Annotated in this window: 21 protein-coding genes and 1 pseudogene; all 22 read left to right on the top strand. The window is 35.8% G+C overall.

Annotated features, from left to right (window positions below; genetic code table 11):
* The first annotated feature begins 12 nt into the window (after positions 1-12).
* Entirely contained in the window at positions 13-2,178 is a 2,166-nt protein-coding gene (gene ftsH / locus GSA01S_RS00760) for an ATP-dependent zinc metalloprotease FtsH (RefSeq protein ID WP_066123748.1), read from the top strand.
* A gap of 264 nt (positions 2,179-2,442) precedes the next feature.
* Entirely contained in the window at positions 2,443-3,321 is an 879-nt protein-coding gene (gene hslO, locus GSA01S_RS00755; protein ID WP_066123745.1) for an Hsp33 family molecular chaperone HslO, read from the top strand.
* Positions 3,322-3,323: 2 nt separating this feature from the next.
* Entirely contained in the window at positions 3,324-4,367 is a 1,044-nt protein-coding gene (gene dusB / locus GSA01S_RS00750) for a tRNA dihydrouridine synthase DusB (RefSeq protein ID WP_066123742.1), read from the top strand.
* A gap of 267 nt (positions 4,368-4,634) precedes the next feature.
* On the top strand, positions 4,635-5,576 hold the full coding sequence (locus GSA01S_RS00745) for a glycosyltransferase family 2 protein (protein ID WP_066123740.1): 942 nt from the start codon (positions 4,635-4,637) through the stop codon (positions 5,574-5,576).
* Positions 5,566-6,762, top strand: coding sequence for a hypothetical protein (locus tag GSA01S_RS00740; protein ID WP_066123737.1), 1,197 nt, complete (start codon positions 5,566-5,568; stop codon positions 6,760-6,762). The genes GSA01S_RS00745 and GSA01S_RS00740 overlap by 11 nt, the downstream gene beginning before the upstream one ends.
* 152 nt (positions 6,763-6,914) lie before the next feature.
* Positions 6,915-7,391 (top strand): S-ribosylhomocysteine lyase, encoded by a 477-nt coding sequence (locus GSA01S_RS00735; protein WP_245631233.1) that lies wholly within the window; start codon positions 6,915-6,917, stop codon positions 7,389-7,391.
* A gap of 128 nt (positions 7,392-7,519) precedes the next feature.
* A complete protein-coding gene (pta, locus tag GSA01S_RS00730) occupies positions 7,520-8,500 on the top strand; it encodes a phosphate acetyltransferase (RefSeq protein WP_174519392.1) in 981 nt (326 codons plus the stop codon).
* Positions 8,501-8,978: 478 nt separating this feature from the next.
* Complete coding sequence (gene phnC / locus GSA01S_RS00725; protein WP_066123730.1) at positions 8,979-9,737, top strand: phosphonate ABC transporter ATP-binding protein; 759 nt, start codon at positions 8,979-8,981, stop codon at positions 9,735-9,737.
* Positions 9,737-10,564: a phosphonate ABC transporter, permease protein PhnE gene (gene phnE / locus GSA01S_RS00720; protein WP_066123727.1), complete on the top strand. Its 828-nt coding sequence runs from the start codon at positions 9,737-9,739 to the stop codon at positions 10,562-10,564. Before phnC ends, phnE (GSA01S_RS00720) begins: the two co-directional genes overlap by 1 nt.
* Positions 10,565-10,574: 10 nt before the next feature.
* Entirely contained in the window at positions 10,575-11,384 is an 810-nt protein-coding gene (phnE, locus tag GSA01S_RS00715) for a phosphonate ABC transporter, permease protein PhnE (RefSeq protein ID WP_066123724.1), read from the top strand.
* A 434-nt stretch (positions 11,385-11,818) separates the two neighbouring features.
* Positions 11,819-13,510, top strand: coding sequence for an arginine--tRNA ligase (gene argS, locus GSA01S_RS00710; RefSeq protein ID WP_066123721.1), 1,692 nt, complete (start codon positions 11,819-11,821; stop codon positions 13,508-13,510).
* Positions 13,511-13,885: 375 nt separating this feature from the next.
* Positions 13,886-14,911: a LacI family DNA-binding transcriptional regulator gene (locus GSA01S_RS00705; protein ID WP_066123716.1), complete on the top strand. Its 1,026-nt coding sequence runs from the start codon at positions 13,886-13,888 to the stop codon at positions 14,909-14,911.
* Between the two features lie 10 nt (positions 14,912-14,921).
* Positions 14,922-17,197 (top strand): annotated as a pseudogene (locus GSA01S_RS00700) (glycoside hydrolase family 31 protein).
* 109 nt (positions 17,198-17,306) lie between these two features.
* On the top strand, positions 17,307-18,050 hold the full coding sequence (locus GSA01S_RS00695) for an alpha/beta hydrolase (protein ID WP_066123714.1): 744 nt from the start codon (positions 17,307-17,309) through the stop codon (positions 18,048-18,050).
* A gap of 423 nt (positions 18,051-18,473) precedes the next feature.
* Entirely contained in the window at positions 18,474-19,211 is a 738-nt protein-coding gene (locus GSA01S_RS00690) for a methionine ABC transporter ATP-binding protein (protein WP_066123712.1), read from the top strand.
* A complete protein-coding gene (locus GSA01S_RS00685; RefSeq protein WP_066123709.1) occupies positions 19,204-19,884 on the top strand; it encodes a methionine ABC transporter permease in 681 nt (226 codons plus the stop codon). The genes GSA01S_RS00690 and GSA01S_RS00685 overlap by 8 nt, the downstream gene beginning before the upstream one ends.
* Positions 19,885-19,898: 14 nt before the next feature.
* Positions 19,899-20,714, top strand: coding sequence for a MetQ/NlpA family ABC transporter substrate-binding protein (locus tag GSA01S_RS00680; protein WP_066123706.1), 816 nt, complete (start codon positions 19,899-19,901; stop codon positions 20,712-20,714).
* A 168-nt stretch (positions 20,715-20,882) separates the two neighbouring features.
* The gene (locus GSA01S_RS00675; protein WP_066123703.1) at positions 20,883-21,314 is read left to right on the top strand and encodes an SAM hydroxide adenosyltransferase; all 432 of its coding nucleotides are present in this window, start codon (positions 20,883-20,885) and stop codon (positions 21,312-21,314) included.
* 876 nt (positions 21,315-22,190) lie between these two features.
* Positions 22,191-23,108, top strand: coding sequence for an aldo/keto reductase (locus GSA01S_RS00670; RefSeq protein ID WP_066123700.1), 918 nt, complete (start codon positions 22,191-22,193; stop codon positions 23,106-23,108).
* A gap of 18 nt (positions 23,109-23,126) precedes the next feature.
* Positions 23,127-23,972 (top strand): HAD-IIB family hydrolase, encoded by an 846-nt coding sequence (locus tag GSA01S_RS00665; RefSeq protein WP_066123697.1) that lies wholly within the window; start codon positions 23,127-23,129, stop codon positions 23,970-23,972.
* An 84-nt stretch (positions 23,973-24,056) separates the two neighbouring features.
* On the top strand, positions 24,057-24,314 hold the full coding sequence (locus GSA01S_RS00660) for a hypothetical protein (RefSeq protein ID WP_174519391.1): 258 nt from the start codon (positions 24,057-24,059) through the stop codon (positions 24,312-24,314).
* 59 nt (positions 24,315-24,373) lie between these two features.
* A complete protein-coding gene (locus GSA01S_RS00655) occupies positions 24,374-24,679 on the top strand; it encodes a CsbD family protein (protein ID WP_066123694.1) in 306 nt (101 codons plus the stop codon).
* The last annotated feature ends 425 nt before the right edge of the window (positions 24,680-25,104 follow it).

Here is a 25,104-nt window from a genome sequence, read left to right as displayed (position 1 = left end):
ATAAAAGATTATATGAATAACCCAAAACGAAATAATCCCAATAATAAAAAACCGAATCGCAATATGATGAAAGGACCATTCTTTTACTTATTGCTCTTCTTAGCATTTATGGGGATTTTCCAATTATTTACGGGTGATTTATTTTCAGGTAATAAATCAAATGAGATAAGCGCCAGTGAATTTGTAGAAAAGTTAGAAGATGGACAAATTAAGTCCTTTGAAATTCAGGCAGGGGCTGGAGTTTATAATATTAATGGTCAATTCAATTCGACCGCTGAAACTCAAACCACTGACCGGGATACTTTTATTGAAGTTTTACAAAATTCGAGTACCTCGAATCGTTTTACCACCAAAGTGTTGGGTAACGATTCAACCATTAGACAAATAACCGAATTAGCACAAAACTCAGAAACAGAAATTAAGACGATTTCAGAATCAAACTTAGAAATGTGGATATCGATAATCCCATTTGTGATTTTAATGATTCCGGCATTCTTCTTAATGTTTTCGATTTTCCAACAAAGTGGCGGTGGCGGTGGCCGTAATGTGATGAACTTTGGTAAAACCAAATCACGTGAAGTAAATAAAGAGAAAGTCAAAGTACGCTTCTCTGATGTTGCCGGTGCTGAGGAAGAAAAACAAGAATTAGTTGAGATTGTGGATTTCTTAAAAAATCCTAAAAAATATGCTGAATTAGGCGCACGTATTCCTTCAGGGGTCTTATTAGAAGGTCCTCCAGGGACAGGTAAAACCTTATTAGCAAAAGCCGTCGCTGGTGAAGCCGGTGTCCCATTCTTTAGTATTTCAGCGTCAGAATTCGTTGAGATGTTCGTTGGGGTCGGAGCGAGCCGTGTACGTGATTTATTTGAAAATGCAAAAAAAGCAGCACCTGCAATTATCTTTATTGATGAGATTGATGCTGTTGGTCGTCAACGTGGAGCTGGTATGGGTGGTGGCCACGATGAACGTGAACAAACCCTTAACCAATTGTTAGTTGAGATGGATGGTTTTGAGGGAAATGAAGCCGTAATTGTGATTGCTGCAACGAACCGTTCAGATGTGTTAGACCCGGCTTTATTACGTCCAGGACGTTTTGACCGCCAAATTTTAGTTGGTAATCCAGATGTAAAAGGTCGTGAAGCGATTCTGAAAGTTCATGCCCGCAATAAGAAGTTCGCACCAGATGTGGATTTAAAAGTCATTGCACAACAAACACCAGGTTCATCAGGAGCGGAGTTAGAAAACTTATTAAACGAGGCCGCTTTAATTGCAGCCCGCTTCAATCGTAAAGAAATTACGATGGGTGACTTAGATGAAGCGCAAGACCGTGTGGTAGCTGGACCAGCTAAACAAGACCGTGTCATTTCAGCAGCACAAAGAAGAACCATTGCTTATCATGAAGCCGGTCATACGGTTGTCGGAATGGTCTTAAGTGATGCACGAGTGGTTCATAAAGTAACCATTGTACCACGTGGTCGAGCAGGTGGTTATGCGATTATGTTACCTAAAGAAGATCGCTTTATCGTGACCAAGAAAGAATTATATGAACAAGTTGTTGGTTTATTAGGTGGACGTGTGGCTGAAGAAATTGTCTTTAATTCACAATCTACCGGCGCAAGTAATGACTTTGAACAAGCGACTAACATTGTCCGTGCTATGGTAACCCAATACGGAATGTCAGATAAATTAGGTACGGTTCAATTTGAAGGCAATGAATCTGTTTTCGTTGGTCGTCAATATGGACAAAGTGCCCATTATTCAGAGCAAATTTCTTACGAAATCGACTTAGAAATTCGTCGTATTATGAATGAAGCCCATGAAGAAGCACATCGTATTATTAACGAACATCGCGAACAATTAAATGTGATCGCTGAAAAATTATTAGAAGTTGAAACCTTAGATAAACGTCAAATTAAATCACTTTTTGAAACAGGTGAAATGCCAACACCTTATAGTAATGGTGAAGAACCAGAAGAAGAAGTGAGAACATTTGAAGAAGCTAAAGAAAAAGCGGATCGTGATTTAGAAACTAATTTAGCTGAAGATGAGGCCAAACATCATCCACATACTACTGAGAGTTCAAACGATTCTAACAAGCTGAATTCAGAAGTCGACGGTGAATTTGAAGAATTATCTTCAGAATCAGATTCAACCGAAACTAATTTAGACGAAGAATAATCAACATTAATTAGTATCAAAGAGGCTGGGTAATTGCTAAAATTTTCCCGGCCTCCATTTTTTCTTTTAATTTAAATTATGCTTAGAAAATGAAATGCGTTATGACGAGCGATTGAGTGGATTAAAAAGGTAAACATTCAATTGTCTATTTGAGTCAAAGAACTTTCAATTTAAAAAACTTTTTGTTAAACTATGAAAGGTTATTAACAACTGAGATAGAAATAACATGGTAAATAAAATGATTTGATGAAAGGAATAAAGAATATGACAGATCAAATTTTAAAAGCTGTTGCCTATGATGGGCAAGTGCGGGTGTTTGTATTAGACTTTACTGAAACGGTTGATGAAGCACATCGTCGTCATGATACATGGCACACATCCACTGCGGCTTTAGGACGAACATTGGTAGCTACTAGTTTATTAGGATCCAACTTAAAAGGAGAAGACCGCATCAGTGTGGAAGTACTAGGTGAAGGTCCTGCTGGACGTATCGTCACTGATGGCGACTCCGTTGGAAATGTACGCGGATATATCCAAAATCCCCATGTTGCTTTAGAATTAAATGATAAAGGAAAATTGGATGTAGCGGGTGCGGTAGGATTACCGGGCACCTTAACCGTTAGAAAGTATATTACGGGTGCAGATGAACCATTCTCAGGTCAAGTACCATTAATCAGTGGTGAATTAGCAGAAGACTTCACTTATTATATGGCGATTTCAGAACAAACACCTTCTTCCATTGGATTGAGTGTTTTAGTTAACCCTGATGAATCAGTAGCAGCAGCAGGTGGTTTTATGATTCAAGTGATGCCAGGTGCCACTGAAGAAACAATTGATGATTTAGAAGCGCGTATTAATTCCATTGGTCGCTTCTCTGATTTGCTAGATCAAAAGAAACCATTAGAAGAATTATTAGATATTTTAGTAGGTGAAAATAATTCTAAAATTTTAGATAAGCATGAGGTTGCGTTCTACTGTCCATGTAGTAAAGAACGTTTTGCTAAAAGTTTAAAAATGATTGGTAATGATGAGATTAATGCAATGATCGAAGAAGATCATGGAGCAGAACTAGTGTGTCATTATTGTAATGAACATTATCAATTTACTGAAGATGAATTAAAGGCATTAGTAGTTGAGGGATAGTTATGTTTAAAATAGGAAATATACAAATTGATAATCCAATTGTGGTGGCGCCGATGGCCGGAGTATCAAATTCGGCATTTAGAACGATTGTCAAACAATTCGGAGCTGGATTAGTAGTATGTGAAATGATTAGTGACAAAGGGATTCAATTCCGTAATGAAAAGACCTTAAGTATGTTGCATATCGCTGAAAATGAATATCCTTTAAGTATTCAAATTATGGGTGGTAATCGCGAAACATTGGTTGAAGCAGCAAAATATGTGGCTGAAAATACGGAATGTGCCATCATTGATATTAATATGGGCTGTCCGGTTAATAAGGTCATTAAAGCAGAAGCGGGTGCTCGCTGGTTATTAGATCCTAACAAAGTTTATGAAATGGTATCATCTGTAGTGGATGCAGTCGATAAGCCTGTTACAGTAAAAATGCGTACTGGTTGGGATGATGAACATTTATATGCAATTGAAAATGCCTTAGCGGCTGAACGTGCGGGCGCTTCAATGGTAGCGATGCATGGCCGTACACGTGTGCAAATGTATGAAGGCAAAGCCAATTGGGATATTTTAAAAGCTGTTAAAAAAGAGCTAAAAACCATTCCTTTTATCGGTAATGGTGATGTTCGAACTCCTGAACAAGCCAAACATCTATTAGAAACAACGGGTGTTGACGGAGTAATGGTTGGTCGGGCAGCTCTAGGAAATCCTTGGGTAATTAAACAAATGGTACACTATCTAGAAACCGGTGAAATTTTACCACCAATGAATGCTCGTGAGAAAATCGATACAGCGATTGACCATTTAGATCGTTTAGTAGCATTAAAAGGGGATAGAACCGCCACTAAAGAATTCCGTTCACAAGCACATTATTATTTAAAAGGGATTCCACGTTCATCAAAAGTCAAAGTAGCGATTAATGAGACCGAAGAATCAGATACAGTGAAAAAATTATTGTTAGATTTTGTAGAAGTAGCTGAGATGCATGAAGAAAAACAAGCAGAACGTCGCTTAGAACGTTTAGCTAAACGTGAAGAAGCAGCGAATGAGTAGTATTGAATTGAGATAGTGAAGCTGCTCGTTTTAGAAAAGGAACGAAGTGGCTCGGTAGTGTTTCCCCCGCGGATTTAAAGTTACTGGCTTTTGCTATGATACTACCTTGTTGCTGTGTTTAAAGACCTTATGCGTAATATAATTAATAATTTTAGAGAGAAGTAAACAATTTTCGTAAGAAAATACGTTTTCATCTCTCTTTTTTTAGTGAAATGAAATAATTTTTGTAGTATGATAAGTCTACTTAAAAATGAAAAGAGGAAAATAATGGATAAAATAGCAGTATTAATCCCTTGCTATAATGAAGCAGTAACCATTGGAAAAGTCATTGCTGATTTTAGAACGGTCTTACCCGAAGCAACCATTTACGTTTATGATAATAATTCAACCGATGATACCGTTAAAATTGCCAGTCAAGCTGGAGCAATCGTTCGTAGAGTAACGAAACAAGGAAAAGGTAATGTGATTCGTGCGATGTTTCGTGATATTGAAGCAGAGGCTTATGTCATGATTGATGGAGATGATACCTATCCTGCAGAGTATGCACCAGAGATGGTCGCAGCTATTTTAAGTGGAGAAGCAGAAATGGTGATTGGTGATCGTCTAAGTTCTACTTATTTTGAAGAAAATAAACGTCCTTTCCATAATTTTGGTAATGTCTTAGTCCGTCTAATCATTAACCAAATGTTTAATAGTGATATTCGAGATATTATGACCGGTTACCGTGCTTTTAGTTATGCTTTTGTAAAGACTTTTTCTATCCAATCGACTGGATTTGAAATTGAAACAGAAATGACGATTCATTCTTTAGATAAGCATTTACCAATAAAAAATGTGATTGTGACTTATCGTGATCGTCCTGAAGGAAGTGTTTCAAAATTAAATACCTACAAAGATGGTTTTAGAGTGATTAAAACGATTGGTCGTTTAATAAAGAATTATCGTCCATTTCGTTATTTTACGGCTATTGCGTTTGTACTCAGTTTAATTTCTGCTTTGTTATTTTTGCCAGTATGGTTTGAATTTCGTCAAACTGGTACGGTCGAACGATTCCCAACACTGTTTGTATCGGGATTCTTTTTCTTAGCTGCAATGATTGTCTTTATAGCGGGGATTATTTTAGATGTTCAATGCTATCATTTCCAACAACGCTTTGAAATGGAGTTTAAAAATAAAAAGAGCCAAAGAGGGCTAAAAGATGAAGCATAAACATACTAATTTAGGTCAAATACTCTGGCAATTATTATTACTTTTTGTTTTATTAGTGGTGTTGTATTTTAGTTTAATGGTATTAAGTTATACGATTCCATTTGAAAAAATTGCAGTGAATTTACGCTATTCATTAGAAACAATTGCTAATGAAACTAAGCGTTGGAGTGTGATGGGTGAATTTAAAGGTACCAAACTGGATACTTTTACCGATAATTTAATTTTTAACAAGTTAAGTAATCAAGAAGAACTGTCGGCCATCCAAGCTGCGATGTGGAATAATGGTTATGAACGTTATTGGCTCGGTGATATTGCGGTTTTAAGACCTATGCTAATCTTTATTAGTTATAAGCATATTCGTTATTTAAACATTTTCTTAGTTTTTATTGTTTTCTATTTTTCAATGACTAAAGTTGAAAAAGCAATTAGTCGTACTTATGCGTATCTCTTGATAACGATGTTATTATTAATTCATTTTTGGATTTTTCCACTTTCACTTCAATATACACCGGTTTTCATTATCAGTTTATTGGGAATAGTGGCAGTGATAGAAGTCCATCAACGCTATGGTTATCGACTCTCCAAAATGGTGCTGTTATTTTTCACTATCGGTTCTGTGACGAACTTTTTCGATTTATTGACTGTACCATTGTTGACTTTTGCGCTTCCGTGGATGATTTATTTTGTATTAGTTAATCAACATCATCGGCGTCATTTTAAGCATAATTTAAGTGAAACGGTGATTTTAGGTTGGACCTGGCTAATGGGCTTTGGCTTAACTTGGGCTAGTAAATGGGCCATCGGATCAGTGATATTAAAAGATAATCCATTTGCTAATGTTGCGAATCAAATCGCTTTAAGAACAGGCGGTAAAACGGATGAAGTATTAGATGCGATCGAGATTATTAAAAATATGTGGAAAATTTTATTACCTAAAACCGCTATGATTATTTTAGTCTTATGGCTTATCATTTTATTAGTGCAGTCTTTTAAAGGGGTCAAAAGTTATCAACATTGGTTAAGCACAACCCCATTATTGATGGTCGCTTTAGTGCCATTTGTATGGGTGTTTATTTTGAAAAATCACAATTTTCATCATGCTTATTTTACCTATCGTTTATTTATCATAACATTGTTTTCAATGTATACTTATCTCTATCTAAATTTAAAGCAACGAAATGAATAGCGTGAAGTCCAACAGTTAGCTGATTTCTAACAAAGTTTAGAAAAAAGCAACTGTTTTTTTGATGTGGTACCGATAACCTTGCGAAACAGTATATAAATATTAAAGAGTTTGTTATAATATTCAAGAATATAATGCTAGAGGAGGACGAGATGATGGAAATGGAAAAGATTCCTAGCTTTACAGTCGATCATTCAAATTTAAAACCGGGTATTTATTTATCAAGAGAGGACCAAGTTGGTGGGACCACATTAAAATCTTATGATTTACGATTTACAGCACCAAATTTTGAACCGGTGATGAATACCGCTGAAATTCATACCATTGAACATTTAGCCGCAACTTTTTTACGTAATGATGCCCAATATAAACAAGAAGTGATTTATTTTGGCCCGATGGGATGCCGTACTGGCTTTTATTTAATCTTAACAGAACAGGTGGCGCCTGAAGCGGTGAAAGATTTATTATTACGTTGTTTTGAATTTATTGCCAATTATGAAGGTGAAATTCCAGGAGCAAGTGCTCGTGATTGCGGTAATTACTTAGACCAAAACTTACCAATGGCCCGCTATTATGCAAAAAAATATGTTGACGTCATCCGTCAACATGAGGATTTTACCTATAGCTATTAATTAATAATGCGTAAAACTTATGAAAAGGGTTTATTATTTGCTATAAAAAGTGTAACATAGTAGTTAGAGAACTATTTGGTTATGAAATAATCAAATGTTCAGCAAAAATTTTGGAGGCGAGTAAAAACATGGATATGTTTGCAGAATTAAGTCATAAAATCGAAGGTAAAGGCATTCGAATTGTATTCCCAGAAGCAGATGATGTACGTGTATTAGGTGCAGCGGTCCGCCTAAAGTCAGATAATTTAGTTGAACCGATATTATTAGGTGAACCAACAGCAGTTCAAGCATTAGCTAAAAAGAATTTGTGGAATATTGAGGGCTTAACCATTATAGACCCTAATCACTATGATGAATTTGATGCAATGGTTGATGAATTTGTCAAAGTTCGTAAAGGTAAAGCAACTGAAGAACAAGCGCGCACTATCTTATTAGATAGAGCATATTTTGGTACAATGTTAGTGCAAATGGAACAGGCGGATGCGCTAGTTTGTGGTGCTGTCTACTCAACAGGTGATACCGTTCGTCCAGCTTTACAAATTATTAAAACAAAACCAGGTGTGAGCCGTACCAGTGGTGCGTTTGTCATGATTCCACCGCAAATGGATGGACAAAAATTAGTTTTTGCTGACTGTGCCATCAACATTAATCCAGACGCACAAGCATTAGCTGAAATTGCTGTTGAGTCTGCTAACACAGCTAAAATCTTCGGCATTGACCCACGTGTGGCGATGTTAAGTTTCTCAACTAAAGGTTCTGCAAAATCAGAAGACGTCGATAAAGTTATCGAAGCAACACGCATTGCTCATGAGTTAGCACCAGAATTAGAATTAGATGGTGAATTACAATTTGATGCTGCTTATTCAACTGTTGTAGCTGATCAAAAAGCACCTGAATCAAAAGTAGCAGGTCAAGCAACGGTTTATATCTTCCCTGAAATCCAATCAGGTAATATCGGTTATAAGATTGCGCAACGTTTAGGAAATTACCAAGCGGTTGGACCAATCTTACAAGGTTTAAACAAACCTGTATCCGACTTATCACGTGGATGTGTAGAAGAAGATGTCTATAAAGTATCGATCATTACCGCTAATCAAACATTGGTTTAATGAATCGATTTTTTGAAAAAGTATTACAAGTGGGGAAAGTAGAAGTAAATACCTTTTTCGCTTCGTCTCTATCTCCTTGTAGCCGACTCCCGTCTTTAACAAATACATCAGTATTTGGAACACGAGTCGCAATCACAATGAACGACCTATCAAGAGTCAAGGTGATAGATAAAGTTTAATATTATATACCATGTGTAATGCTGATTATGCATGGTATTTTTATTGGTTTTAATAGTCCTTCAATAGAAGTGGACAATAAAGTTTAAAAGCTAGAAGAATTTTGTTTTGGCTGCTCGCTTCGCATTGTAATAAACGATCATTTAACTTATATAATTTATATTTAAACGTTATCAAAAAACAGACCGTATTTAGCTAAATTAACTTTATGTAAAGATTGAATGAAAAGATAAAAACCACTTTAAAAAATAAAATAAATTAGGTACAATGGAGAAAGTGAAATAAAGAAAGAGGTTCTAGAATGATTGAATTCAAAAACGTTTATAAACGTTATGATAATGGTGTTACGGCACTAAAAGATATTAACTTGAAAATCGAACAAGGTGAGTTTGTAGGGATAATCGGATTGTCTGGTGCCGGCAAGTCAACTTTAATTCGAACAATCAATAAAATGCATCCTATTAGCGAAGGAAATTTAACTGTAAATGGTGTTGAAGTAGCGACGTTAAAAGGTGATAGTCTACGTAAATTTAGACGTCAAATTGGGATGATTTTCCAATCATTTAACTTAGTAACACGTGCCAAAGTTATTACGAATGTACTAAATGCTTTAGTGCCGGATATTCCCTTTTGGCGTGTTTTAGTGGGCCATTATAAAAAAGAAGAAGAGTTAAAAGCTTTGGAAGCATTGGACCGTGTGGGGATTTTAGATAAAGCATATACACGTGTGGACCAATTATCTGGGGGTCAACAACAGCGTGTAGCTTTAGCTCGTACTTTAGCACAAGATCCAAGTATTATTTTAGCGGACGAACCTGTTGCAGCATTGGATCCAGTGACCGCTAATGTAGTGATGAAAGACTTTCAACGTATTAATCAAGAGTTTGATATTACTGTTTTGATTAATATTCACCATGTCGAGCTTGCATTAGAATTTTGTGATCGTATCATTGGGATTCGTGATGGAGAAGTGGTTTATGACGGACCATCAAGCAATGTAGATGCGGAAATATTGAATTTAATCTATAAAGGCCAAACAGAAGAAATGGGTGGTAACTAATGGTTAAATCTTTAAGAGATAATATTTTACCTCCTAAAGAAATCACCTTAACGAATGGGAAAGTAGTTAAAAAGCCTCGCTCAATAGCGCCTTTCGTGGTGATTTTGGTGTTAATCGCAATGTATTATTCAGTGCAATTAACAGGTTTTAATTTGTCGACTTTAATGAAACGAGGACAACAATTCTTTGTTATTTTAGGACGGATGGTGCCGCCAAATTGGAGTTTTTTTAATGGCGTTCTCGGACCCTTAGTGGATACAATTAAGATGTCAGTATTAGGGACTGTTATCGGAGCCTTTTTAGCGATTCCTTTTGCGATGGTAGCTTCCATTAACCTAACCCATAATAAAGTATTATCGGGTATTATGAAATTCATTCTCAGTATGATTCGTACTATGCCGACTTTAGTATCTGCATTAATCTTAACTTACATTTTCGGTCTAGGAACCTTCTCAGGGACATTAGCGATTGCACTCTTTACCTTCTCATTCGTAGGAAAACAGTTATATGAAACAATCGAAACGGTTGATATGTTACCTTATGAAGCGATGGAAGCGGCTGGAGCCAATAAAATCAAGAGTTTTGTGGCAGCCATTCAACCGCAGGTTTTACCATCCTATTTATCGACTAGTTTGTATACCTTCGAAGGGAATGTGCGTCATGCAGCAATTTTAGGATATGTTGGTGCCGGTGGGATTGGGATTATTTTAAATGAAAACCTTTCTTGGCGTGAATACCAAAATGTCGGGATGATTTTACTTTGTTTATTTATTACAGTAGCAATTATTGAATTTATTAGTGGCTACTTACGTAAGAAATTATCATAGGAGGACCAAGATGATCGATCGTATAAATGAAATGTATGAGAGTAGAGATCGTAGTCGCGCAACACAATATTTTTGGACGATATTAGTGGTAGCATTATTAATTTGGTCTTCTACTACTGTAGGTGAAGTTTCAGTAACTAAAAACGGTAGCTCTATCGCTGCTAATATTATTAAAGGGATTTTTTCACCCAATACCGAAATTCTGTTTAATTTAACTAAACAATCAGTACCATATTTATTATTAGAAACCATGGCGATTGCTTTTCTAGGAACTTTAGTCGGGGCAGTCTTCTCATTACCAATTGCGTTTCTCGCTTCACAAAAGATTATGCCAATGCCGATCGTGGTGATTGTACGTTTATTCGTCGTGGCGATTCGTACGATACCAAGTTTTGTTTATGGTTTAATGTTTATTCGTGTGACCGGACCAGGAGCGTTTGCTGGTTTAATGACCTTATCAGTGACATCCATTGGGATGTTAACTAAATTATTCAATGAAACAATTGATGATATCGATACCAATATTTTAGAAGCTATGGAAGCTTCAGGATGTAATACGTTTGAAAAAATCCGTTGTGGCATTTTACCGCAATTGGGCTCAAGCTTATTATCAACGTTGATTTTCCGTTTTGATATGAACTTACGTGACGCTACAATCTTAGGATTAGTTGGCGCGGGCGGTATCGGAGCACCATTGGTTTTTGCGATGTCCGCTTATCGTTGGAATGAAGTCGGTTCTATCTTAATTGGTTTAGTTGTTTTAATTTTAATTGTTGAATACTTATCTAACCGCATCCGTGAACGCTTAGCGAGGGGTTAAGTTCGCACTTCAGCATGATGGTAATAGACTTAGCGATGGCGTCATTTGCATTTAGCATTAAATAACATGTGGTCTATAGGATACTAGCAAGCTAAGTTTTATCGTCGCAATGACTTTCAGCTTTATGTAGACAAATATTCTAGTCTTTGGTAAAATACTTTTAGGTTTAGAGCAAACTCTAGAAGAGAGTAGTTTTTAAATGAAAGATACAGCAAGTTGGGTTGTTGAGAGCCAATGATTTCACGAAAACGAACCGCACTTCTAGTTTAATTAGATTAACTGTCTAATTCGGAGCCAGACTTCGTTAACAACTAGAAGAGCACTATTTGATAGTGGAATTAGAGTGGTACCGCGATATTTTAATAAATACTCGCCTCTAACGATGTTAATTTTGGCATTGTTAGAGGTTTTTTTAATCTTTTTAGGAGGAAAAAATGGATAATAAATTATTATTTGCCGAAAAATTACAACAAGTTTTAGCAGAACATTTAACAGTCGATGAAGTAAAAGCGTTAATTGAAATCCCCAAAGATTCATCAATGGGAGATTTGGCTTTTCCTGTTTTCACATTAGCAAGAGTTTTACGAAAAGCACCCCCACAAATTGCCCAAGACATTGTGGCACAAATGGACACTTCAGCTTTTCAAACCGTAGAGGCAGTAGGACCTTATATTAATATTCGTTTAAAACGTTCAGCTACTGCGTTTGAGATTGTTAAAGACGTTATCGAAAAAGGGGAACAATATGGTGCAGTTGATTTAGGAAAAGGTGCAACAATGACAGTCGACATGTCTTCACCTAATATTGCCAAACCAATGTCCATGGGGCATTTACGTTCAACCGTTATCGGTAATGCGATTGCTAATATTGCGAAAAAAACCAACTATCAACCCGTTCGTATTAATCACTTAGGAGATTGGGGAACGCAATTTGGTAAATTAATCGTTGCCTATAAAATGTGGGGCGATGATAAGGTAATTGAGGCTGATCCTGTTAAAGAATTGGTAAAATTATATGTAGATTTCCATGAAGCAGCAGAAACAAGACCAGAACTTGAAGAACAAGCACGTGCCGCTTTTAAAGCTTTAGAAGATGGTGACGAAGAAATGATTCGTTTATGGACTTGGTTCAAAGATGAATCATTAAAAGAATTCAATAAAGTTTATGATTTATTGGGAATTACTTTTGACTCTTATAATGGTGAAGCTTTTTATAACGATAAAATGCAACCGATTATTGATGAATTAGAAGAAAAAGGGATTACGACCGTTGATAATGGTGCTACAATTGTAAAATTGGACGAGGAAGATTTACCACCAGCCTTAATTAAAAAGTCTGACGGAGCCACATTATATGCTACCCGCGACTTAGCTGCGGCACAATATCGTAAAGATACTTATGATTTTGCTAAGAATGTTTATGTTGTTGGTAATGAGCAGTCAGGTCACTTTAAACAATTACGTGCTGTCTTAAAACGCATGGGACGTGACTGGGCCGATGATATGATTCATGTGCCATTTGGTTTAATCACTTTAAACGGTAAGAAATTATCAACACGTAAAGGAAAAATCATCTTATTAGAAGTTGTGTTAAATGATGCGATCAATTTAGCCTTCCAACAAATTAATGAGAAAAATCCGACATTAGCGAATAAAGAAGCAGTCGCTAAAGAAGTCGGGGTTGGGGCGGTTGTATTCCACGACTTGAAGACAGACCGCATGAATAGTTTTGACTTTAAATTAGAAGAAATCGTTCAATTTGAAGGGGAAACCGGTCCATATGTGCAATATACTTATGCCAGAGCAATGAGCTTAATGCGTAAATATGGTCAAGCGATCGATGCGAATGTTGATTATCAATTAGAAGATGACTACAGTTGGGAAGTGGCTAAAAAGTTATTAGCATACCCTCAAGTCGTAACACAAGCGATGGAAAAATATGAGCCTTCTGTAATTGCTAAATACGCTGTTCAATTAGCACAATTATTTAATAAATATTACGGCAATACTCGTTTATTAGATGACGACGCACAAAGACCAGCGCGTATGGCCTTAGTTAAAGCAACGACTATTGTGATTAAAGATGCCTTAAACTTATTAGGGATTGCAGCTCCGGAAGAAATGTAATCGAAGGGCTAACTATTACGAAAATTTCATAAAAGGGCTCTTTGTCAAATGATGTGGGTGAAAAGAAATGACTCTGTTCACCCACACTAAATAATATAGAGCCCATAAAAGAAAAACTCACAAATTTAGTGGTGTAAGAAGCGAGAGAATTATACTTTCGCTTTCTTATACCATTATTTTTTATCGATTTCGCAAGTGCTTTTAAATATATTTAGAAAAACTATTGACAAGCACAAAAGAAATCGTTATCATGTAATTGAAAGTTTAAGTTTAACGTTAAACCTAAATCGAAAAGTACTTAATTTTTATTAAGTACTAAATTTTATACCAAAAGGTTTAACGTTAAACCTAAGAATTTGAAAGGGGTGTGACAAAGTGAAGATCACAATCAAAGATATAGCCAAATTAGCAAATGTGAGCGTGACAACCGTTTCAAATGTCATGAATAACCGCACGAATAAAGTTTCTCAAGAGACAATTGATAAGATTAATAACATTATTAAAGAATATAATTATACTCCGAATATGAACGCAAAAGCATTAGTCAATTCATCTTCTAAATTAATCGGCTTGTTATTTTACACTGATCAAGAAATTTATAATTTTAACGATCCTTTCGCTGGACAGTTGTTAGAAGGAATCGAAACCATTAGTCGTAAAGAAAATTATTTTGTTTTAATTCAAACCATTAACTCAGTGGACGACATTGGTGTCATTAGAAATAATTGGCAGTTCAGTGGTTTTATAGGAGTGGGGTTTAATCAGCAGACCATGGTCGATGCTATGAAGATTATCCAAGAACCGATTACCTTTATCGATACCTATTATGATGAAGCTGAACTAAGGGAATTAAAAGAGAAAGAGCATCTTTATTTTGTACGTTCAGATGATAAAAAAATAGCACATGATTTAGTCAGTCATTTGGTATCAAGAGGACACCATGATATTGCATTCTTGACCTATCGTGTTAATTTGAATGAACATGGTGTTATTCAGGAACGTTTAGCAGGTTATCAAGAAGGCTTAGTTGCACATGGTTTAGCGTTTAATTCTAAGCGTGTCTTTTATAATGAACAATTGGACAAAGTGATTGAAAATATCGATCAATATTCCGCGATTATTGTAACAGCTGATTTACTAGCGATTCAGCTAATTTCTCAATTAAAAGAACGGGGCTATTCTGTACCGGATGATTGTTCGGTCATTAGTTTTGATAATATTCAATTTTCAGAACTGATCTCACCTAAATTAACAACGATGAATCTTTTTCAAAATGTAAAAGGCGAGGTCGCCCTTGGGCAAATTATGGTGCCAATTAAAGGCATACCGAAAGAAAATATTCAACAGACCATTATTATGGATGGCGAATTAGAAGTAAGAGAAAGTGTTAAACAAATGTAGGAGGTTGAAAATGCAATTTATTGGCGAAAAATATCGTATTTCATTATTAAGTAATGAAGTTGTCCGTTTAGAATATTCAGAAACAGGAACGTTTGTAGATTCAAAAACTCAAAGTGTGATGAATCGTGAAATCGAACAGATAGAGAAGATTGAATATGATGTAGTTGAAACTGAGGAGATTTTGGAAATTTACTCACCTAAATTCCATCTTTATTACCAAAAAGAACAGCCATTCTCTAAGAAAAGTTTATACATCGATTTTAATTTTGCTTTCTACCCACATGGCAATCGTTGGTATTATGGCGATGAATTTATTAATTTAAAAGGCACAACCCGTACTTTAGACGAAGTGGATGGTGCGATACCTTTAGAAGACGGTGTAATGAGTTTTAAAGGATTTACCATTTTAGATGACTCCAACTCACAATTTATTAATGAAGTGGGGGATATTGTTCGTAAGGATTTTGACTCGATTGATATTTATGCATTGGCATTTGGGCATGATTATAATCAAGGTCTGCATACGTACTTTAAATTAACAGGTTTCTCCCAAAATTACCACGTTATGCATTAGGAAACTGGTGGAGTCGTTATTGGAAGTATACTGAAGAGTCTTACAAAGAATTGGTCGAGACTTTTAAAGCGAAGAATATTCCATTATCTGTGGCAGTCATTGACATGGATTGGCATTTGACACAAATTCCGGAACGCTTTGGCAGTTCTTGGACAGGCTATACTTGGAATAAAGACTATTTCCCAAATCCCGAACGATTCTTAAAGTGGCTTCATGATGAAGGGCTAGCCATTTCCATTAATCTTCATCCGGCTGATGGGATACGCGCTTATGAAGATTGTTATCCAGCTGTTGCTAAAAGATTAAATTTAAATACCGAGATTGAAGAACCTGCTATTTTTGATTTTACAGATGAGGCGTTTAGAGAGGCATACTTTAAAGATGTGATGCATCCATTAGAAGAGCAAGGGATTGATTTCTTCTGGATTGATTGGCAACAAGGAACTGAAATTAATGGACTAGATCCGTTGTTACTGTTGAATCATTATCATTTTAAAGATATGGAAGAACGAGGAAAGGAACCCTTAATTTTATCACGTTATGCTGGACCAGGTAGTCATCGTTACCCAATAGGATTTTCAGGCGATTCATTTATTACTTGGGATTCCTTACAGTTTCAACCGTATATGACTTCAACCGCAACTAATATTGGGTATACTTGGTGGAGTCATGACATTGGTGGACATATGAATGGTTACCGTGATGATGAATTGATGGTGCGTTGGGTGCAGTATGGTGTGTTTAGTCCCATTAATCGTCTTCATAGTTCAAGTAGTCTATTTACAGGTAAAGAACCTTGGAGTTATCCGTTAATGGAAGAGATGATTATTGCGGATTACTTAAGAAAACGTCATGAATTATTACCTTATCTCTATACATTTAACGTATTAACTGCTGAAGAAGGCATACCTTTAATTCGCCCATTGTATTATGAGGAATCTGATAATCTTGAAGTTTATAAATACGACAATGAATACTATTTTGGTACAGAATTGTTAGTACTACCTATTACTTCAAAATTATTACTAGATGTCAAAATGAGTAAGGAAAAAATCTATTTTCCTGAAGGTGAATGGTACGATGTTCATACGAACTTAAGATATAAAGGTGGCGCATCACTCGATATTTATCGTGGTTTATCTGAAATGCCAGTGTTTGCGAAAGCGGGCGCTATTATTCCATTGGATTTAGAACCCGTTGAGAATATGCGACATGATTTACCAACAGATATCACTTGGAAAATTTATCCAGGACCAAACAATCAATTTGAACTCATTGAAGAAGTAGACCATCATCGTGCTGTTACAACCGTTGTGGTAGAAGATGGCGTTTTAAGTTTAACGATTGATGATCCAGAAAACATTTTACCAGAAGGGCGTCAACATCATTTAGTATTCTCAGCGACAGAAGCATTTGAAGTTGAAGGGTATCCAGCGATAGCAGATGAACAATTGAATACGGTGACAATTTCAATGACGGATTCAGCAAAAATTGAACTGTTAGGATTTGAGAAAATTGAGAAGCAAGATATTGAGCAACGTCTATTTGAAATCTTGAACCAAGCCCAAGTAAAATATTGGGATAAAGAAAAATTATGGTTTAAATTCCATGAGAATAAATCAGACTTACAATACTTATCAATTATTCAATCCATCGATTCAGAAGATCTAAAAGCAGCCGTATTTGAATTAATTTATATTTTAAATTCATAAGAAACCAAAAGAGTCGATTCCCTAGGTCGGCTCTTTTAATATCTATTTAGTGGTATTTTTTGTAATATAAAAGTGGAGTAGTATGAACCAATTCGAAAGGGGTTATTTTATGACGTTAGTTCAAGCGAGTTTCTTTTCTAAAAACTTAAATAGACAGGTTTATTACAATGCGATGATTCCAACTACTCAGCAGCCATTGCGAACATTATATCTTCTTCATGGTTGGAGTGGGAGTCATGATGATTGGATTAAGCGTACTCGAGTGCTGGAGTTAGCAGAAAAATATCATATCGCAATCATTTTTCCCAATGGTGAAAATAGTTTTTATGTTGATTTTAGTGATGCAGAATCATACGGTAAGATGGTAGCTGAAGACCTAGTTGCTGAAACGAGGCAATTATTTAATCTCTCCGATAAACGAGAAGATACTTGGATTGCTGGTTTATCGATGGGAGGTTATGGGGCTTTACGATTAGGCTTTTTATATGCGCATATCTTTAGTAAAATTACAGCCATGTCGAGTCGTATTATTGCGAAAGGGATGGACGGTCTTGATTATCAAGATTATCAACAACTGCCACCAACGCTCAAAAATATTTTTATTCGTAAAACACCTAGTGAAATTGAACAAGAGCTAGATTTAAGTGTCTTAGCAAAGCGTGTTAAACAATGGCCTAAAATAGAACTATATTGTGGCAGAGAAGATGATTTTTATCAACATAACAAAAACTTTTACCACTGGTTAAAGCAAAAAAGTATAACAGTTAACTTTTATGAAGCAGAAGGCGATCATAATTGGGATTATTGGAATCAAGTGATTGAGCCGGTAATTCAACAATTAGTAGCTAAATAATCGATAAAGCAAGTTGTCTAGAAGTATCATGATGTGAGAGGTTAGTTATTGATACTCTATAGATGTTGGTTATCTGTGTCTGTGAAGTTATATTTTTAGCAAACGATAGGTTATTTTGAGCGAGAGTCAACACTGCGGACTAAGGTGAAATAAATAACAGTGGCTACTGGTTAAGCTTTTGTGTTATTTGTATCAATGATGTGCTGATTCTGTTATCGAACGCTTTAAAATTTATGAATATTAGTTTAATCATAATCCCTATAAATAAGTTAGTGAAACGTTTTATTTTAGGAAGTACTTCACAAACAATGCTGTTTTAATTAATAGTAAAATCTGTTATATTTTTAGTTTGTATTTTAGTTATAAATGGGCTATAATAACAAATGAGTTAGCTAATTCAAAATAAAGAAATAGGGTGATTAATTGATTCAATTAGAGGGTGTTACGAAACGTTTTAATACGAACCACACGACCCTTACAGCGGTGTCTGATTTAAATTTAACGATTAATCAATCCGAAATTTTTGGTTTAATCGGGCAAAGTGGTGCAGGTAAATCAACTGTGCTTCGATTTATTAATGGATTATTACAACCGGATGAGGGGCAAGTGATGGTTGATGGTAATCGGATTAATCAGCTATCAGAGGCCTCACTGCGTAAGGTGCGTAAAGATATCGCCATGGTTTTTCAACAATTCAATTTGCTGGATAATTTGACAGTAGAAGAAAATATTCTATTACCGTTAAAACTTCACACCTTTGACAACCCTTTAACCATTGATCAAGTGTTGGAAGCGGTGGGATTGAATGATAAAAGACATCATTATCCAAGTCAATTGTCAGGTGGGCAAAAGCAACGGGTAGGGATTGCTAGAGCCTTAATCATTAATCCTAAAATAATATTACTTGATGAACCTACCAGTGCATTGGATGAAATGACGGCTCAGGAAATTGTTCGTATTTTAAAAGATATTAATCAACGATATGCCATTACGATGGTCTTAGTAACGCATCAATTATCCATCATGAAGTCGATTTGTCAACGTATTGGTATCATGGAAAAGGGACGATTGATAGAGATTATTGAAAATCAACCCACCAATGAAGTTTCACCTCATGCCAACTATTCACAATATGTTAAAGAGGTGTTAGCAGATGGATGAATTTTTAACTAGAATGACTAAGTATTTACCGAAACTTGCTGAGTCGTTATTTGAAACGGGAACGATGATGCTATTAGCTTGTGCAGCAGCCATCGTTTTAGGCTTGCCATTGGGGATTTATCTGTATTTAACTGCCAAACGAAAACCGCTTGAAAATCAATTAATCAATAATATATTAAATGCTTTCGTGAATATTGTCCGTTCGTTTCCATTTCTGTTACTAGTTGTCGCTTTACAACCAGTTGTTAGAAAAGTATATGGACGTGCAACCGGCGATCCCATTGCAGCGTCGTTTCCACTAATGTTAATTGCGGTGGCATTATATGCCCGTTTTGTCGAGCAATCTTTATTGGAGTTAGGTCCGGAGATTATTGAGACAGCTCGGTCAATGGGGGCAACGACATTTCAATTAGTAAGATATTTTTTAATACCAGAAACCAAGAGTTCTCTAGTCATTGGATTTACGACAGCTTTTGTAAGTTTTCTTTCGTATTCGACCATTATGGGAGTGGTTGGTGGTGGTGGCATTGGAGACTTTGCGATTCGTTATGGCTATCAACGCTATGAGACTGACATCATGTATATTGCGATTGTAGTCATGATTTTATTAGTGCAAATAATTCAATGGGCTGGTTTTAAATTAGCCAAACATTTTGATAAGCGTATAAATTAAGAGGGGGATAAAAAATGAAAAAACAGTTCAAATTATTTTTAGCAACAATGGGTGCGTTAAGTTTATTTAATTTACCAGCAGTAAATGCTGAGGATGAAGTGGTTATTAAAGTTGCTTCTCACTTACCACCGATGACTGATATTGTCGAAATTGCAGGGGAAGTTGTTGAAGCACCTTACAAAATTGAATTAGTCGAAGTGTCAGACAATATCCAATACAATGAAGCATTATTCCATGATGAAGTGGATGCTAACTTTGCGCAACATGCCCCTTTTATGGAAATGTATAATGAGGCTAATGATGCAGATTTAGTAGCGGTACAAACAATTTATAATCCAGTTGTAGGTTTTTATGCGCCAGAGTATCAATCAATTGAAGACATTGAAGATGGGGCAGAAGTAGCGATTCCTTCTGATGCAACCAATATGGCACGTGCATTATTAATTTTAGATTCTTATGACGTTATCAAACTAAAAGAAGGAACAGATCATACCGCAACGCTTGATGACATTGAAGAAAATCCAAAGAATTTAACCTTTACCGAAATTGATTTATTAAACTTAACTGCAGCTTATGAAGATGGGGTAGATTTAGTTTTCAATTATCCAACATATATTGCGAAAATTGGATTAAAAACAAGTGATGCTTTAATGTTAGAAAAAGATCCAGAGAATACCTTTGCTTTACAAGTGGTTGTCCGTGAAGAAGACAAAGATTCTGATGCTACTAAAGCATTAGTTAAAGCTTTTACTTCACAAGAAGTTTATGATTTTGTTGACGAATTATCTAAAGAAGGACATTTAATTCCAGCTTTTGAAGTAGCAGAATAAGCATTGTCAGTAAACTTTTAGATACAATAACACTTGCTTATGATTGCTGAATTTATTAATATAACAGCAAATATTCAAGTAAGTTCATTGATGGGTAACGTAAACAATCTAATGAGAGCAAAGACGGTATAGCACAAATGATTGCTATATTGTCTTGCTCTTTTTTGTTTGGTAATTGGTTTTGGCTTTTCATCTAGTGGAAAGATTAATTTAGAAAATGTCGGGCCTGAATTAGCGATTGATGACTTAGAATTATTTGATATTCCAGAACCAACTATTAAAGAGAATTCGATAGAAGGTCATGTTGCTATCCATGATGAGCGCTATGGGTCATTATGGACCAATATCCCTTACGATACCTTTGACCAATGGGATGCCTCTCAAGCTAAAGTGCGTATTAGGATTTTTAAAGAGGAGCAATTAATGTATGAAAATGAATTGCCAGTAGGACAATCTTTCCAAGATGTTAATTTAAATCAAGCCATTCTTTATGCCAACTCTTTACAAAATGTTGGGGTGGCTTTAAACCAAAATAGTTTTTCTAAAGCCTTTAATATTGGCTATGGCTTCAATTGGAAAATCATTCTTGAAAAAATATAATGGTTAGTGGGCATAGAATCAAGAATATTCGCTGTGTTGGTCTAGAAAATTAAAGTAGCGGCAGAAAAGGAACAGCTGAAGGCTAAGAAGCATGAATGTTCGCTGTGTTGGCCTCCCTTTGAAAAAATTTGTTAATGGCCAAGAAGTAGAAAACAAGAGGTTTTCGCTTTTTACGTCCACCTCAGGACAGTGCAGTAGGGATGACATGAATTTTTAGACACGGTTTGATGCTACTCACTATTGGTAGTTATAAAGATCCAATTAATCAATTTGCTGGGCTACCTCATCAACAAATGAACGAGTATTCATAAATAGGGGAGTTCCTGACATTAAGCATTAAGGTAACGGAGGCAATTAAAAGCATATGATTGCTTGAATACTGTTGAGAATAGTTGTTGCAGTGGAAACCGTTAGTTTGTACTACCACCATCAATCCGGACTTTCAATTAAATGGCTTATTTCTTGTTTGACACAGGGGATAGGCCATTTTTAGTTTAATGTTTAGGGAGGGGCGAGAAGTAGAAAATTAAATAATTTTTACTTCGTCTGCCCACCCTCGCGCAGTTGGGAGAAGACCAGAAGTAGAAAAACGAAGTCTTCGTTGCAATAACCTGGTTGAATTTATCACTTTTATGCCTAAGCTCATTAAGACGTAGGGTGAGACCACTCAACCATAGGGGCAATATTAGTAGGAGCAGTAAAGCTGCGCTCTAAAGAAATAAATGGAACCAAAAAGAATTGTTAAAGTTTATGCCTAGCCGTATATCTTTACATCAGGTTTACAAATTTTTTGACATGATTTTCACGCTAAATTAAAGATATTTAAAAAATGATGTGTTAAACTAATAATATCAGATTAATTGAGGAGACAAGTTTATGAAAAAGATTAAAATCGGCTCATCATCATTAGAGGCAAGTCAATTAGCTCATGGATGTATGCGTATGGCAAGTTTATCTACACAGGATGCGGCTACGGTTATTAAGGCTGCCTATGAAGCAGGAATCGATTTCTTTGATCATGCTGATATTTATGGTGGGGGACAATCAGAAGCAGTATTTACTGCAGGATTAAAAGCCGCTGGCATTAAACGTGACGCGATTTTCTTACAGTCAAAAGTGGGGATTCGTCAAGGTTATTTTGACTTTTCGAAAGAACATATTTTAGAATCAGTAGAGGGTATCTTAAAACGTTTAGATACGGATTATTTGGACTTTTTATTATTACATCGTCCCGATACTTTAATGGAACCGTTAGAAGTAGCTGAAGCGTTTAATCACCTATATGAAAGTGGTAAGGTTCGTTATTTTGGTGTAAGCAACCAAAATCGTGCGCAAATTGAATTATTACAACATTATGTCGATCAAGCACTCGATGTCAATCAATTACAATTTGGGCCGGCACATACACCTCTCATTGATGAAGGACTCAATGTTAATATGTTAAATGAACCATCGGTTAATCACACAGGTGGCTTATTGGAGTTTAGTCGTTTACAACAAATGACGATTCAACCGTGGTCACCATTCCAAGTGGACTTGGGGCAAGGGCTATTTATGAAACATCCAAAATATCAAAAATTAACCACCACTTTAGGAATGTACGCAGAGCAAAAAGGTGTTTCATTTGAAGCAATGGTCATGGCCTGGATTTTACGTCATCCAGCTAATATGCAACCGATTATCGGTTCAATGAACCCTGATAGACTTACGAAGATGGCGGCCGGAACCGAAGTAGCATTATCTAGACCGGAATGGTATGATATTTATTTGAGTGCTGGCAATGAATTACCTTAGAAGAAAGTAGGATTTTGAATGTCGATTAAATTAGTAGCAATTGATTTGGATCAAACATTATTGAGAGCTGATAAGACTTATGATGTCGAACGATTTGAAGCGGTAGTGGAACAATTAACCCAACAAGGCGTGATGGTTTGTATCGCGACCGGCAATTCTTATCATAAGATTGTGGAGTTTTTCTCTCCATCCGTTTTAGAGAAGCTTCATTTAGCTGGTGATAATGGCAACTTTATAATGTGTGACCATGAAGTTGAGCAAGTAATCGGCATTGAACGTCAAACATTTTTAAAGCTCTGTGATTACTTTGAAGGAAAAGATAACTTCTTTATTTGTATCAGTACTGGCGAGATTTCTTATATGAATGTCTCAGAGGGAGTCGGTTTTGAAAAAATATTGAAATATAACAATGAATATAAAATTGTTGAAGATTTTTCAGAAATTCCTGAAGATCAAGTGGCAACTAAAATTGCTATTTTTAGTCCACGTTCATTAGCTCGCAATAAAGTCATTGCGAAAGAGTTAAGTGATCAATTTGCAGATTTATCAGTGGTAACAAGTGGTGATGATTGGGTTGATGCTTATCATTACGACGGTGGCAAAGGGAGTGCTATCCAATTTTTCAAAGAACGTTATCAAATTAAAGCAGAAGAAGTAATGGCTTTTGGTGATAGTTTAAATGATGAATCAATGATGAAGGAAGTCAAATATAGCGTCGCGATGAGTAATGCAGATACTGACTTAGCCTTACATTGTCAATATAAAATCGGATCGAATGAAGAACAAGCAGTTATTGATATTTTGGAGCGATTAGTCAAGGAACCCGATGCTCAATTTATGGATCAATATGAAATGAATCGTTAGGTGGAAATAAATTAATGGCGAGTAAAAAAGTAAAAAAACAAAAAGAATAAGGATGCAGAGGATTTTGTAAAGGTAGATGCCTATATGATACCGGCTCCGCAAGCTGAAATGTACCGTGTTTTAAGAGAGGCAGTAGCAGAAGATTTAATTGAAGAACTGTCTAAACAATATCCGGAAGTTAAACGTATGACTTATGAAGATGAAGGCGAGGCGATTGTGGCTTTTACTGAAACGTCACAAGAGGCCTTGCGTATATACCTCAATCCAACGAATATTTCGGCTGCACAAAAAGCCCGAGACAAAGATCAAATCGATAAATTCATCGAAAACTATTTTAATTAGTAGGTATTTTATTTTAAATCCGTTATAATAGAGTTAATCATAATTAAAGGAGTGTTTTTATGTCATTAGAAGAATTAGCAGGAAAAGCAAAAGAATTAGTTGGACGAGTAACAGGCAACAAAAAAACTGAAGTTGAAGGTAAAGTTGAAGCAACTGGAGCTAATTTAAAAAATAAAGCCCATGATGCGATGGATAAAGCAGAAGCGACGAAAGAAGATGTTCAAGCTAAAGCAAAAGCAACTTCTACTGACTTAAAACATGAAGCAGCAGAAGCAGTTGAATCTGTAGCGCATGCTGCAGAAGAAGTAAAGGATGTTGTTAAAGGCGCTGTAGACGGGGTCAAAAACCTTATAGACAAAAAATAATTTTAAAAAATGAGACTGGGCAGAAATCAATGTGAATGGCCCCGTACGGTAGATACTATAAATAATAAGTCTACTTTATGGGGAGCATCTCAATGATTTCTTTCCAGTCTTTTTTTATTAAGATGAACAAAAGCTCAGGCACTTTTAACCGGCATTTTATATTTTGATAATCGCTATTCTACAACGCACAGGGGCGATTGAAATGGAGAATAATCAATTTATTTTTTGCTTGATGTTGAGAAGAACTTTAAAAGTTCAGTTTGTTTCCATCAAATTGTTTTATAGCACAGTGGTTGACTGGCCTCAATCTACGTCTTAATGAGGTTAGGTATTACTTTGAAAAATTCAATCAACTTATTGCTCGGCAATTAAAAGCGCAGTGGTTGAGTGGCCTCAAACTGCGTCTTAATGAGGTTAGGTATTAC

This window comes from Globicatella sanguinis NBRC 15551 (genome assembly GCF_001552295.1).
Taxonomy (GTDB): domain Bacteria; phylum Bacillota; class Bacilli; order Lactobacillales; family Aerococcaceae; genus Globicatella; species Globicatella sanguinis.
Note: the sequence above shows the minus strand (reverse complement) of the source record. Positions and strands in the feature narration are given on the sequence as shown.